Origin of the sequence: Vibrio sp. 10N.286.52.F8 (genome assembly GCF_041468745.1) — a bacterium.
Taxonomy (GTDB): Bacteria; Pseudomonadota; Gammaproteobacteria; order Enterobacterales; family Vibrionaceae; genus Vibrio; species Vibrio crassostreae_C.
Map to the genome: position 1 here is coordinate 73,588 of NZ_JBFRJF010000044.1, position 13,909 is coordinate 87,496.

Annotated in this window: 11 protein-coding genes; 7 read left to right on the plus strand and 4 right to left on the minus strand. The window is 46.3% G+C overall.

Annotation, left to right across the window (positions count from 1 at the left end):
• Window positions 1-190: 190 nt before the first annotated feature.
• Genes AB4133_RS19450 through AB4133_RS19460 form a run of 3 tightly spaced genes read left to right on the plus strand, consistent with a single transcriptional unit; the run spans window position 191 to window position 2,490 of the window.
• Window positions 191-1,132, plus strand: coding sequence for a virulence factor BrkB family protein (locus AB4133_RS19450; protein ID WP_372225410.1), 942 nt, complete (start codon window positions 191-193; stop codon window positions 1,130-1,132).
• On the plus strand, window positions 1,104-1,538 hold the full coding sequence (gene dtd / locus AB4133_RS19455; RefSeq protein WP_004735590.1) for a D-aminoacyl-tRNA deacylase: 435 nt from the start codon (window positions 1,104-1,106) through the stop codon (window positions 1,536-1,538). The genes AB4133_RS19450 and dtd overlap by 29 nt, the downstream gene beginning before the upstream one ends.
• 16 nt (window positions 1,539-1,554) lie before the next feature.
• A complete protein-coding gene (locus AB4133_RS19460) occupies window positions 1,555-2,490 on the plus strand; it encodes a YiiD C-terminal domain-containing protein (protein ID WP_372225413.1) in 936 nt (311 codons plus the stop codon).
• 28 nt (window positions 2,491-2,518) lie between these two features.
• On the opposite strand, the gene AB4133_RS19465 is transcribed toward AB4133_RS19460, so the two are convergent.
• The 4 genes from AB4133_RS19465 to hslR all read right to left on the minus strand — a co-directional run bounded on the left by AB4133_RS19465 (window position 2,519) and on the right by hslR (window position 7,905).
• Complete coding sequence (locus AB4133_RS19465) at window positions 2,519-4,489, minus strand: AsmA family protein (protein WP_372225415.1); 1,971 nt, start codon at window positions 4,487-4,489, stop codon at window positions 2,519-2,521.
• Window positions 4,490-4,643: 154 nt separating this feature from the next.
• Window positions 4,644-6,269, minus strand: coding sequence for a phosphoenolpyruvate carboxykinase (ATP) (gene pckA, locus AB4133_RS19470; protein ID WP_017062492.1), 1,626 nt, complete (start codon window positions 6,267-6,269; stop codon window positions 4,644-4,646).
• A 337-nt stretch (window positions 6,270-6,606) separates the two neighbouring features.
• Window positions 6,607-7,500 (minus strand): Hsp33 family molecular chaperone HslO, encoded by an 894-nt coding sequence (hslO, locus tag AB4133_RS19475; protein ID WP_017063067.1) that lies wholly within the window; start codon window positions 7,498-7,500, stop codon window positions 6,607-6,609.
• 18 nt (window positions 7,501-7,518) lie between these two features.
• Entirely contained in the window at window positions 7,519-7,905 is a 387-nt protein-coding gene (gene hslR / locus AB4133_RS19480; RefSeq protein ID WP_017062490.1) for a ribosome-associated heat shock protein Hsp15, read from the minus strand.
• A 331-nt stretch (window positions 7,906-8,236) separates the two neighbouring features.
• Here hslR and gspC point away from each other — a divergent pair, with 331 nt between their 5' ends.
• Genes gspC through gspF form a run of 4 tightly spaced genes read left to right on the plus strand, consistent with a single transcriptional unit; the run spans window position 8,237 to window position 13,908 of the window.
• Window positions 8,237-9,118 (plus strand): type II secretion system protein GspC, encoded by an 882-nt coding sequence (gspC, locus tag AB4133_RS19485; RefSeq protein WP_017062489.1) that lies wholly within the window; start codon window positions 8,237-8,239, stop codon window positions 9,116-9,118.
• Between the two features lie 41 nt (window positions 9,119-9,159).
• Window positions 9,160-11,184, plus strand: coding sequence for a type II secretion system secretin GspD (gene gspD, locus AB4133_RS19490; RefSeq protein WP_065585033.1), 2,025 nt, complete (start codon window positions 9,160-9,162; stop codon window positions 11,182-11,184).
• A complete protein-coding gene (gene gspE / locus AB4133_RS19495; protein WP_372225420.1) occupies window positions 11,184-12,686 on the plus strand; it encodes a type II secretion system ATPase GspE in 1,503 nt (500 codons plus the stop codon). Before gspD ends, gspE begins: the two co-directional genes overlap by 1 nt.
• A gap of 1 nt (window position 12,687) precedes the next feature.
• A complete protein-coding gene (gspF, locus tag AB4133_RS19500; RefSeq protein ID WP_017070113.1) occupies window positions 12,688-13,908 on the plus strand; it encodes a type II secretion system inner membrane protein GspF in 1,221 nt (406 codons plus the stop codon).
• Window position 13,909: the final 1 nt, after the last annotated feature.

Below are 13,909 nucleotides of genomic sequence, written 5' to 3' on the forward strand. Positions count from 1 at the left end.
GTTAAATAATATCAATCGTAGTAAATAACTGCCCAACCTAGCTTGTTAAAATGCTCGATAACGGCGTTAGAATTTTTGATTGTAGAATAACTACTTATCAAAAAATCTGCCTTGTTCTCAAGCCTTTTTCCTGCGCTATTTTTGAACATTTACTTACTGTGATTAATATGTCGGAATATTAATTAGGACTATGAACGAGTTACAAGGGAGTTACAAGTTGAAGATAAAAAAGGTCGCCACACTCAGTATTAAGTTTTCTCGCTATCTTTTGGCGCGGATGACGCACGATAGAGTCAATGTGAATGCGGGCTACTTGGCATACATTACCTTGCTCTCGATCGTTCCGATGCTGACAGTTTTGCTCTCTATCTTGTCGTCATTCTCCATCTTTGCTGATGTTGGTATCGTGATTCAAAACTTCGTTATTACCAACTTTGTTCCAGCGTCAGGAGATGCGGTGCACGGTGCCTTGCTCGAGTTTGTTGCCAACACGGGTAAGATGACGGCGGTCGGTAGTGTGTTCTTGTTCATTGCGGCACTGATGTTGATCTCGAATATCGATAAGAACCTAAACTACATCTGGCGTGTTAATGAGAAGCGACGTGCGGTATTGTCGTTCTCAATGTACTGGATGGTGCTAACACTTGGGCCGATCTTGGTTGGGGCGAGTATTGCTGCCACTTCGTATGTGACATCGCTCAGTCTGCTACAAAATGAAGTCGTATCTGGCGCCTTTAATACCGTAATTCGCAAACTGCCTTTGATTCTCTCTTTCTTTGCGTTCTTCGGTTTGTACTTGTTGGTTCCCAACAAAAAGATACATTTTTCTCACGCAGCGGCAGGTTCTCTGGTTGCAGCTCTGTTGTTTGAACTCAGTAAGAAAGGCTTTGCGGCCTACATTACTCAATTCCCTTCTTATCAGCTGATCTATGGCGCTTTAGCGGCGATTCCGATTCTTTTTGTTTGGGTGTATTTGTGTTGGCTCATCGTATTGGTTGGTGCTGAGGTGACCGCTGCATTGGGTGAGCAGGAACAGTGGAGTGACTCGAAAGAAATGGTACACTCGTCGGATAAAGACAAAATCACAGAGCAAGGAAACAACAGTGATAGCACTGATCCAGAGAGTAAGTGAAGCTGCCGTCCGTGTTGATGGCGAAGTAGTTGGTGAGATTGAGCAAGGCTTATTGGTTCTGTTAGGCGTAGAAAAAGGTGATGATGAAGCCAAAGCTAAACGTTTGATGGAACGAGTGACCACTTATCGTGTCTTTGGAGATGAAGACGATAAAATGAACCTCAACGTGAAGCAGGTAGAAGGTAAGGTATTAGTGGTGTCTCAATTCACTCTGCCGGCCGATACCAAGAAAGGGACTCGAGCAGGGTTCTCTCGTGGTGCTCACCCAGAAGATGCTGAGCGTCTTTATAACTATTTCTCTGACCAATGTGAATCAGTGTTACCAACGGAACGTGGCCGATTCGCAGCCGACATGAAAGTGTCTTTGGTTAATGATGGCCCAGTGACATTCTGGCTGCAGGTTTAGGCTTAAAGGAATAAGCATGTTTAAACTCATAACACCAACCACCGAAAATCAGCTAAACAAGTATTACCATTTTCGTTGGCAGATGCTCCGTGAACCTTGGCGAATGCCGGTAGGTTCTGAGCGCGATGAATATGACCCAATGAGTCACCATCGCATGATCGTTGATGGTCGGGGTCGCCCGATGGCGATTGGTCGTCTGTATATCACCCCAGATCTGGAAGGTCAGATCCGCTATATGGCGGTGAAGAAATCTCGCCAAAGTAAAGGCATGGGTTCGTTGATTCTAGTCGCACTTGAGTCATTGGCTCGCCAAGAGGGTGCTAAGCGCTTGGTGTGTAATGCACGTGAAGATGCGATCTCATTCTATGAGAAGAATGAATTTGAACGTCGCGGTGAGATTAACGATCAACGTGGCCCTGTGCGTCACCAACAGATGGTTAAGCATCTTGACCCAATGGCAGACGTTCTACGCAAGCCTGAGTGGTGTAATGAGCTTCAGCAGCGCTGGGAACATCAGATCCCGATCAGTGACAAGATGGGCATCAAGATCAACCAATACACGGGTTACCAATTTGAGTGTAGTGCTCAGCTGAATCCTAACTTGAACCCGCATAACACCATGTTTGCAGGATCTGCCTTTACCTTAGCGACCTTAACTGGTTGGGGTATGACTTGGCTATTGATGAAAGAGCGTGGGTTGACCGGTGATATCGTGCTGGCAGACAGTAATATTCGTTATCGTCACCCGGTTGAGCAAAACCCTGTTGCCTCTACTTCATTGGATGGGATCAGTGGCGACTTGGACCGCCTCGCGTCAGGAAGAAAGGCACGTATCATCATTCACGTGACCATTCATAGCGGCGATGTGGAAGCGGTAGAGTTTACGGGAACCTATATGCTGATCCCTGACTACAAAAAGGTACTCTCGACAGATACTAACGTAAGCGTATAGCTGACACTGACTAACAGATACAAGGCGCCTACTCCTGTGGAGTGGCGCTTTTTTGTTGGCAGTTATTAATCTCCGAATATTTCGCTTGGTCGAGCTTTCCTGAGATTTGATGACATGGGTCCGATAGGGTAATCGAGAGGGTGTGTTGCTCGGCTTTAAGCAAGTCGAGTTCTCCAGAAGCCTCGCCATTGAGCGTTTGAACCCTTTGTTCGCCTTGCTCTGCTGCTGACGCACCAATAATGTGCATCGGTTCGAGAGTGAAGCGCCCACGGTCAAAATGCGCATTAAGCTCTGGAATTTCAAACACGTTATCAGTCGATGTTTCAGAAAGCTTGTCATTAAAGGTCATCACACCCTGGCGAACGCTGCCAGTGAGTTGCCCTGTGGTTGAGTAACCGAGCATCAGTGAGTCGCCATATAAACCTGCGGCTTGAAGTTCAAACTCGCCATAGCCGGTTGCATCGAGTGGTAATTCAAGTCGCTGCAGCATAGGCGCAATGGGTAACCCATCGGCAGAAATATCTAAGCTCCATGGCTTGCTGATTTGGTTAAAATCGAGCGTTGCATTGGCTTCAATGTAGCCATTCCTGAGTGGTGCAAACAGACGAGTCAGCGTCCATTTTCCTTGTTCGCTATTCATCTCAACCACAGGCTGTGCGCTGAGAATATTTTGGTAGCTGGCATCATTGGCGCTCGCCATCAGCTTCCCTTGCCACAAGCCCAGTTTTCTATCTTGCAGCAGTTGAACTTGATGCCCCTCGACATGTAATCCAGAGACCTGCCAGTAAGGCGTTTGTGCTAGTTGGATAAGTTGGCTGCGTTCTATATTAAGTCGGTTAATCTCGACGTTCTGGAGCTGTGTGAGCCAAGGCAATAGGCGAGCTACGACTAGAGGGCTATCTTGGTTTTCGGTAATCCACTTGATGCCTTGCAGGTCGAGCTGCGCCAATTGAATGCTGCTAGGGGCGACTTCGCCATTGAGCTGAACAGTGCCCTGCAGGAATTGAGTATAGAAATCCTCAATCAGAATCCGGTTTGCTTCTAGGTTGAGCTTGAGGCTTGGCTCGATGAACATGTCATCATCAATGGTCACTCCTTCTGCCTGTAGAGAAAAAATGGCTTTCTGTTGTTTCCAGATTTCAAAAGGCAGTTGGATATTTTCTAATGAGGCATCAAAGGCAGCGAGGTGGCCATCTTGCCACTCTACGTCGCTGCGTAGAATATCTAAGCTATTGATGTGATTGATCTGAATACCTGCCACATCCCATTCTTTGCTTAGTAGGTTTTGGGTCTGCTTCTGATTGAGTCGTAATCCATCGACGGTCACGTTCACCAACGACCAATCTTGTTGATACTGCTCTGCTTGACCGGAAATCTTGGCGCCACGCCAGTCAAATGAAGCACCATAAAGCGTGCTATCGCTAGGTTTTAAGTCTAGGTCAATCAACAGATTATCGAATGCCTCACCTTGCCAATACAGTTGTGAGGCAGAGAGTTGGGTTTTTCCATAAGGTAGCAGCGAGTTATCGTTGTTCCACGTTGGGGCGGAGATCTGTAGGTCGATGCCTCGCGCATTAAACTCTGGCGTCGAAAAGTCGAGATTGTTGATGGCCAGCTGGTGGAGCTTGATGTTTGGTTGGGTAAATAAAGAAGTCAGTGTTTTTAGATCGTCTGCCTCTAATTGTAGGCCGCTGATCAAAACAGATTCAAAGACCAGTTTGGCCTCTGTCATCGAGCTGGGGCTGAACCAAAGATCGATCTTGTCGATATACAGAGGTGTTTGCTTTTCTGGTTGGCTTTGGGTAATGCCCATTAAGGTGATGTGATAAGGCGCCTGATACTCAACATCTTCAATGAATACAGGTTGTTCAATCGTATGTTTGATAAAAAAGTTGGCAACATCCGCACGGTATTGGGTCTGCAGGCTTAATAGCAGCGCTGCGATAGTTGCAACGGCGATAGCCAACACAATGCCGAACACCATGAATACCTTTTTCATTCCCTGAAAGCCTTAAATTTCAATAGTCTTAAAACAGAGTGGAACAAAAAGGGTCAAGCATCAACAAAAAAGCCCCTCAAAAGAGGGGCTTGCTACAAAAATATCATTTTAAATCGGGCGTTTGCTTTTGGCTAAGCCCGAGCAGATGGTTGGATTAGTCCAGTTGAGGACCAGCTGCAACCAGTGACTTACCTTCAGCGTTGTCTGTGTACTTATCAAAGTTGTTGATGAAGCGCTCGGCTAGATCTTTCGCTTTGCTTTCCCATTGTAGAGGGTCAGTGTACGTATCGCGTGGGTCAAGGATCGCTGGGTCAACATCGTGCAGCGCTAGTGGCACTTCTAGGTTAAACATAGGGATAACCTTAGTTTCAGCGTTGTCGATTGAGCCATCTAGGATAGCGTCGATGATGCCTCGCGTATCTTGGATAGAGATACGTTTACCAGTACCGTTCCAACCTGTGTTCACTAGGTAAGCTTCAGCGCCAGCTGCTTCCATACGCTTCACAAGCACTTCAGCGTACTGAGTTGGGTGGAGAGTTAAGAATGCCGCACCAAATGCAGCAGAGAACGTTGGCGTTGGCTCAGTAATACCACGCTCAGTGCCCGCTAGTTTTGCAGTGAAGCCAGATAGGAAGTGGTACTTCGTTTGCTCTGGAGTCAGTTTAGAAACGGGTGGCAGTACACCGAATGCATCAGCAGTCAGGAAGATAACCTTTTGAGCGTGACCGGCTTTTGATACTGGTTTAACGATGTTATCGATGTGGTGAATCGGGTAAGAAACACGAGTGTTCTCAGTTTTTGAACCGTCATCAAAATCGATAGAACCATCACCACGAACTGTTACGTTTTCTAGTAGTGCATCACGACGGATTGCATTGTAGATTTCAGGTTCTGCTTCTTTAGATAGACGAATCGTCTTCGCGTAACAACCACCTTCGAAGTTGAAGATACCATCGTCATCCCAACCGTGCTCATCATCACCGATTAGCTCACGCTTAGGATCGGTTGAAAGCGTAGTTTTACCTGTACCAGATAGACCGAAGAAGATGGCTACATCGCCTTTCTCGCCGACGTTTGCACTACAGTGCATTGAAGCAATACCTTGTAGAGGTAGTAGGTAGTTCATCATTGCGAACATACCTTTTTTCATCTCACCGCCGTACCAGGTACCGCCAATGATCTGAACACGTTCAGTCAGGTTGAAAGCGACAAAGTTCTCAGAGTTTAGACCTTGTTTCTCCCAGTTAGGGTTGGTTGTTTTAGCACCGTTCATTACCACGAAATCAGGTTCGAACGTTGCTAGCTCTTCGTCAGTTGGACGAATGAACATGTTCTTAACGAAGTGCGCTTGCCACGCTACTTCAGTGATAATACGCACGCTTAAGCGCGTATCAGGGTTAGCACCACAATAACCGTCGATGACAAACAGGCGCTTGCCAGATAGCTGAGTTGTCACAAGCTCTTTCAGCTCATTCCATACTTCAGTTGTAATCGGTTTGTTGTCATTTTTGCCTTGATCTGACCACCACATGGTATCGCGGGTCGTGTCATCTTTAACAATGTACTTATCTTTTGGTGAGCGGCCAGTAAAGATACCAGTGTCTACCGCAACAGAGCCTAGTTCCGTTACTACGCCTTTTTCGTAGCCTTCCAAACCTGGCAGTGTTTCTTCAACGAATAACTGCTCGTAGCTAGGATTACGAAGAACTTCAGTAACGCCAGTCAGTCCGTGCTTAGTTAGATCAATTTGTGCAGCCTTTGTATGTTCCATAACGGTCATAGGTGCTCCTTGTAGGATATTTTGTAGGGATTTTGTATTAATTTTTTATTGTTATCTGCTCACCATGCTAGCAACGAGACTCGGGGGAAACAGGGATATAGCTCAAAAAATATCCATATTAGCCATGGGGTTTTAAGCGTCTCGTCACATATTGGCCCAACTAGTCTATCCTGTACGCAAACCTTTGCGCTAGGGGCGAGAACATTATTAATTGATTAAAATTAAGCGGTGATTTTATTACGAGATGTTACGGAGTTTGCGCTATTTTGATCACAAAAAAGGCCAGCTGAGGGCTGACCTTTTTGGGGTAAATTACGTGTTTTTGGTACGCCGTAAATTAATGAACCGTATTGCTGCCTTTATCTGCTGCTTCTGCGTACAGTGCATCAACATCATTCTTGTCGAACGAGTAGTTTGTGCCACAGTAATCGCAGTGTAGACCAACGCTTCCTTCGGTGCTTAGGATGTCGTAGATCTCTTCTTGAGCAACAGTAATGATTGCTGCTGCACTTCGATCGCGTGAACAGCCACAGAAGAACTCAACCGGTTGTGGTGTGAATAGCTGTACTTTCTCTTGGTTGTACAAACGGTAAAGCAGTTCGTTCGCTTCTAGAGTGAATAGCTCTTCGTTTTTCACGGTGTCTGTTAGTTGCTCTAGGTGCTCGAAGTCGTCTGGAGTACCGGTGCCGTCAGGCATTACTTGTAGCAACATACCTGCAGCGTGTGCTTTGCCTTCATGCTCGCCAGTGCGCAGCCATAGACGAGTCTTAAGCTGTTCAGAGTTAGCGAAGTAGCCTTCAAGCACTTGTGCAAGCGTGTCACCTTCAAGACCAACGATACCTTGGTAACGCTCACCTTTCTTAGGATCGATAGTGATCACTAGATGACCTTTACCCATTAGGGCGTGTAGACCTGCGTCGTCTGCGATATCGCCTTCAAAGCGAGCAACACCACGGATCTTCTGATCGTGATCGCCATTGATAACTGCTAGAGATACTGGGCCGTCACCTTGCAGCTGCATCGTGATAGAACCTTCAAACTTTAGGGTCGCCGTTAGTAGCGTCGTTGAAACCAGTAGCTCACCCAACAGCTTTTGTACTGGAGCTGGGTATTCCTTGCTAGAAATAATCTGTTGGTACGCTTCGTCCATCTGTACCAATTCACCACGTACTGATAGGTCTTCAAATAGGTAGCGATTTAAAACATTACTTGTAGACATTGGGTCTGCCATTTGGCTATTCCTTCTAGCTTATTGAGTCTTGAACTTGATGATGTCACGACGTTGCTTTTTATCTGGGCGACGTTCTGGTGCTGGGCTATGAGCATTTAGCTTGCGCTGTTGTGCAAACTCTTCTCTTTTTGCCAAGCTTTCGGTGGTTTCTTCATAGAGGGTTTGAGCGATCGGGGCTCCACCACGATGGGCTGAGATTTTCTCGATCGTTACCGTCTTTTCTTCATTACCTTGGCGCAGTGTAATCACAGCCCCAAGTTCGACAATTTTACTTGGCTTGCTGCGCTGACCATTATAGTGGACTTTGCCACCATCGACCATGTTGCGAGCAATAGACCGGGTTTTGTAAAAACGAGCTGCCCACAACCATTTATCGAGTCTGACAGCTTCATTAGCAGTTTTCATATAGGGCTGTGCCTTATTAAGTGAGAAATGAATGCGGTTTAACTGTAACGAACAGTGCGCAACATGTTTTTGATGATGCTTATCACATTAAGTAGAAGCTTAAAGTGGAGGCGGTTGGCATTTTTTTCAAGTCATAATACAAAATAGCCATGTTATGCCGATTTATCGATTTGCTATGATATAGTTCAGGATCTTATTGCTTAAATAAGCTTGGTATCGAACGAATGAATAAAAAAGCTGAAAGTTTAATGATTTGCAGCGTTTGTCGTCATGAAAAGGGACTAGGAAAGTGAACTTTTTAGAGCTCAAAAATCGCGTAGGGAATTCTCCTATGTTGAGCCGCTTATTAGAGAATGGATTTGTACTTCAGCAGAAACTAAGCTTAGCGACCTGTTGTGTATTGATTGCAGCTTCCGCATGGATCTTAGGGCAGCTTGCATGGTTTATCGAACCTGCTGAGCAAACTATCGCGCCTTGGACAGCAACGGCTTCATCGTCTTCAGCACCTCAATCGACCCTTGATATCTCTTCTTTGCAGCAGAGCAACATGTTTGGTGCTTACAACCCAAGCACGCCCGCTGTGGTTGAACAGCAAGTTATCCAAGATGCGCCTAAGACGCGATTAAACCTCGTTTTAGTGGGTGCAGTCGCGAGCTCGAATCCAAAACTGAGCTTAGCGGTGATCGCCAATCGCGGCACGCAAGCGACCTACGGAATTAATGAAGAGATTGAAGGCACTCGAGCCAAGTTAAAAGCGGTATTAATCGACCGCGTTATCATTGATAACTCAGGACGAGACGAAACCTTGATGCTTGAAGGTATTGAGTACAAGCGTTTGGCTGTATCAGCGCCTGCGCCACCTCGTAGCTCTTCTTCGGTTCGTGGTAATAATCCGGCTTCAGCAGAAGAGAAGCTTGATGAAATTAAAGCGAAGATAATGAAAGATCCGCAACAAATCTTCCAATATGTTCGACTGTCTCAGGTGAAGCGTGACGATAAAGTGATCGGTTATCGTGTGAGCCCGGGCAAAGATTCAGAACTTTTTAACTCTGTTGGGCTCCAAAACGGAGATATTGCCACTCAGTTAAATGGACAAGACCTGACAGACCCTGCTGCTATGGGCAACATATTCCGTTCCATCTCAGAACTAACAGAGCTAAATCTGGTGGTCGAGAGAGATGGTCAACAACATGAAGTGTTTATTGAATTTTAAAACTTTGCGTCTAACGAAGGACGAAAGTGTAGGAGAAGTACGTGAAGCATTGGTTTAAGAAAAGTGCATGGTTATTGGCAGGAAGCTTGATCTGCACACCCGCAGCCATCGCGAGTGATTTTAGTGCCAGCTTTAAAGGCACTGATATTCAAGAGTTTATTAATATTGTTGGTCGTAACCTAGAGAAGACCATCATCGTTGATCCATCGGTGCGCGGAAAAATCGATGTACGCAGCTACGACGTATTGAATGAAGAGCAATATTACAGCTTCTTCTTAAACGTACTAGAGGTGTATGGCTACGCAGTCGTTGAAATGGACTCGGGTGTTCTTAAGATCATCAAAGCCAAAGACTCTAAAACTTCGGCGATCCCCGTTGTTGGTGACCGTGATTCAATCACTGGTGATAGCGTAGTGACGCGTGTAGTGACGGTTCGTAATGTATCGGTTCGTGAACTTTCTCCTCTGCTTCGTCAACTAAACGACAATGCAGGCGCGGGTAACGTTGTGCACTACGACCCAGCCAACATCATCCTTATTACAGGCCGAGCGGCGGTAGTAAACCGTTTAGCTGAAATCATCAAGCGTGTTGACCAAGCGGGTGATAAAGAGATTGAAGTCGTTGAGCTAAAGAATGCTTCTGCGGCAGAAATGGTACGTATCGTTGATGCACTAAGCAAAACCACTGATGCCCAAAACACACCAGCCTTCCTACAACCTAAATTAGTTGCCGATGAACGTACCAATGCGATCCTTATCTCAGGTGACCCTAAGGTACGTAGCCGTTTAAGAAGGTTGATTGAACAGCTTGATGTGGAAATGGCAACCAAGGGCAACAACCAAGTAATTTACCTTAAATACGCCAAAGCAGAAGATTTAGTCGATGTGCTGAAAGGCGTGTCGGACAACCTGCAATCAGAAAAGCAATCTTCAACCAAAGGCAGCTCATCGCAACGTAACCAAGTGATGATCTCCGCTCACAGTGATACCAACTCGTTGGTGATTACCGCACAACCGGACATCATGAATGCGCTTCAAGATGTGATCGCACAGTTGGATATTCGTCGTGCTCAAGTATTGATTGAAGCCCTAATTGTCGAGATGGCAGAGGGTGATGGCATTAACCTTGGTGTGCAATGGGGTAACCTTGATACTGGTGCTGTGATTCAGTATGGCAACACAGGTGCGTCAATCGGTGGCGTAATGGTTGGTTTAGAAGAAGCGAAAGACACTGAAACGACCACCGCAGTCTATGATGATAATGGCGCCTTTTTGCGTAATGAAACGACCACAGAATCCGGTGACTACTCAACGTTAGCTTCTGCTCTTTCTGGCGTTAATGGCGCGGCAATGAGCGTAGTGATGGGTGACTGGACTGCCTTGATCAGTGCAGTAGCGACCGATTCAAATTCAAATATCCTATCTTCTCCAAGTATCACCGTGATGGATAACGGCGAAGCGTCGTTCATTGTGGGCGAAGAGGTGCCTGTTTTAACTGGCTCGACCGCAGGCTCAAGTAACGATAACCCATTCCAAACGGTTGAACGTAAAGAAGTGGGTATCAAGCTAAAAGTCGTGCCACAAATCAATGAAGGTGACTCAGTTCAGCTGCAAATAGAACAAGAAGTATCGAACGTATTAGGCGCAAACGGGGCAGTAGATGTTCGTTTTGCTAAGCGTCAGCTAAATACGTCAGTGATTGTTCAAGACGGTCAAATGCTGGTGCTGGGTGGCTTGATTGACGAGCGAGCGCTGGAAAGTGAATCTAAGGTGCCGTTCTTGGGCGATATCCCTGTTCTAGGACACCTGTTCAAATCAACCAGTACTCAGGTTGAGAAAAAGAACCTAATGGTCTTCATCAAACCAACCATTATTCGTGATGGTATGACAGCCGATGGTATCACGCAGCGTAAATACAACTTCATCCGTGCTGAGCAGTTGTACAAGGCTGAGCAAGGACTGAAATTAATGGCAGACGATAACATCCCGGTATTGCCTAAATTTGGCGAAAGCATGAATTACCCGGCTGAACTTCAAGCCTTCATTGATCAGATGGAAACAGAATAATGGCTGAATTGGTAGGGGCGGCACGTACTTATCAGCGCTTGCCGTTTAGCTTTGCGAATCGCTATAAGATGGTGTTGGAGTATCAACATCCAGAGCGCGCACCGATACTTTATTATGTTGAGCCACTGAAATCGGCGGCGATCATTGAAGTGAGTCGTGTTGTGAAAAATGGTTTCACGCCACAAGCGATTACTCTCGATGAGTTTGATAAAAAACTGACCGATGCTTATCAGCGTGACTCGTCGGAAGCTCGTCAGCTCATGGAAGACATTGGTGCTGATAGTGATGATTTCTTCTCACTAGCGGAAGAACTGCCTCAAGACGAAGACTTACTTGAATCAGAAGATGATGCACCAATCATCAAGTTAATCAATGCGATGCTGGGTGAGGCGATCAAAGAGGGTGCTTCGGATATACACATCGAAACCTTTGAGAAATCACTGTCGATCCGTTTCCGTATTGATGGTGTGCTGCGTGATGTGTTGGCGCCGAGCCGTAAACTGGCTCCGCTGCTCGTGTCACGTGTAAAGGTTATGGCTAAATTGGATATTGCGGAAAAACGCGTGCCACAAGATGGTCGTATTTCTTTGCGTATTGGTGGCCGAGCGGTTGATGTTCGTGTTTCAACCATGCCTTCTTCGCACGGTGAGCGTGTGGTAATGCGTCTGTTGGACAAAAACGCCACTCGTCTAGACTTGCACAGTTTAGGTATGACAGCAGAAAACCATGAAAACTTCCGTAAGCTGATTCAGCGCCCGCACGGCATTATCTTGGTGACCGGCCCGACAGGTTCAGGTAAATCGACGACCCTGTACGCAGGCCTGCAAGAACTCAACAGCAATGAACGAAACATTTTAACCGTTGAAGACCCGATCGAATTCGATATCGATGGCATTGGTCAAACACAAGTGAACCCTAAGGTTGATATGACCTTTGCGCGTGGTTTACGTGCGATTCTTCGTCAAGATCCTGATGTGGTCATGATTGGTGAGATCCGTGATTTGGAAACCGCAGAGATCGCTGTCCAAGCCTCTTTGACAGGTCACTTAGTTATGTCGACTCTGCATACCAATACTGCCGTTGGTGCGATTACACGTCTGCGTGATATGGGCATTGAACCTTTCTTGATCTCTTCTTCACTGCTGGGTGTTTTGGCTCAGCGCCTGGTTCGTACTTTATGTAACGAATGTAAAGAACCTTATGAAGCCGATAAAGAGCAGAAGAAACTGTTTGGGTTGAAGAAGAAAGAAAGCCTGACGCTTTACCATGCCAAAGGTTGTGAAGAGTGTGGCCATAAGGGTTATCGAGGTCGTACTGGTATTCATGAGCTATTGATGATTGACGATTCGGTACAAGAACTGATTCACAGTGAGGCTGGCGAACAGGCGATTGAGAAAGCAATTCGTGGCACAACACCAAGTATTCGAGATGATGGCTTGAGCAAAGTTCTGAAAGGGGTAACTTCCCTAGAAGAAGTGATGCGAGTGACCAAGGAAGTCTAGTATGGCGGCATTTGAATACAAAGCACTGGATGCCAAAGGCAAAAGTAAAAAAGGCTCAATTGAAGCAGATAATGCTCGTCAGGCTCGCCAAAGAATCAAAGAACAAGGCTTGATGCCGGTTGAGATGACCGAAGCTAAAGCTAAAACGACGAAAGGTGCACAGCCTTCGACCAGCTTTAAGCGTGGTATCAGCACGCCAGACCTTGCTTTGATTACTCGCCAAATTTCCACCTTGGTGCAATCAGGCATGCCGCTAGAAGAGTGCTTGAAAGCCGTGGCGGAGCAATCTGAAAAGCCACGTATTCGAACCATGTTACTGGCGGTTCGTTCGAAGGTAACGGAAGGTTATTCGCTAGCCGATAGCTTGGCTGATTACCCACATATCTTTGATGAACTGTTTAGAGCCATGGTCGCGGCTGGTGAGAAATCGGGTCACTTAGATGCGGTATTGGAGCGACTGGCTGATTACGCAGAAAACCGTCAGAAGATGCGCTCTAAGTTGCTGCAAGCGATGATCTACCCTGTGGTGCTGGTGGTGTTTGCGGTGACGATTGTTTCGTTCCTGCTGGCAACCGTGGTACCTAAGATCGTTGAACCGATTATCCAAATGGGCCAAGAACTTCCTCAATCGACACAATTTTTATTGGCATCGAGTGAATTTATCCAGAATTGGGGCATCCAATTACTGTTGTTGATCATCGGTGTGATTGTGTTGATTAAGACCGCTCTGAAAAAGCCGGGTGTTCGCATGAGTTGGGATCGCAAGCTATTAAGCATTCCACTGATCGGCAAGATCGCGAAAGGAATTAATACCTCTCGTTTTGCACGAACACTCTCTATCTGCACCTCGAGTGCGATTCCTATCCTTGAGGGGATGAAGGTTGCGGTTGATGTAATGTCGAATCACCATGTGAAGCAACAAGTACTGCAGGCGTCAGACAGTGTTAGAGAAGGGGCAAGCCTGCGTAAAGCGCTCGATCAAACCAAACTCTTCCCTCCAATGATGCTGCATATGATCGCCAGTGGTGAGCAGAGTGGTCAGTTAGAGCAAATGCTAACAAGAGCGGCAGATAACCAGGATCAAAGCTTTGAATCGACCGTGAATATCGCGTTAGGTATCTTTACGCCAGCACTTATCGCTTTGATGGCAGGCTTAGTGCTGTTCATTGTGATGGCGACTCTGATGCCGATGCTTGAAATGAATAATTTGATGAGTGGTTAAT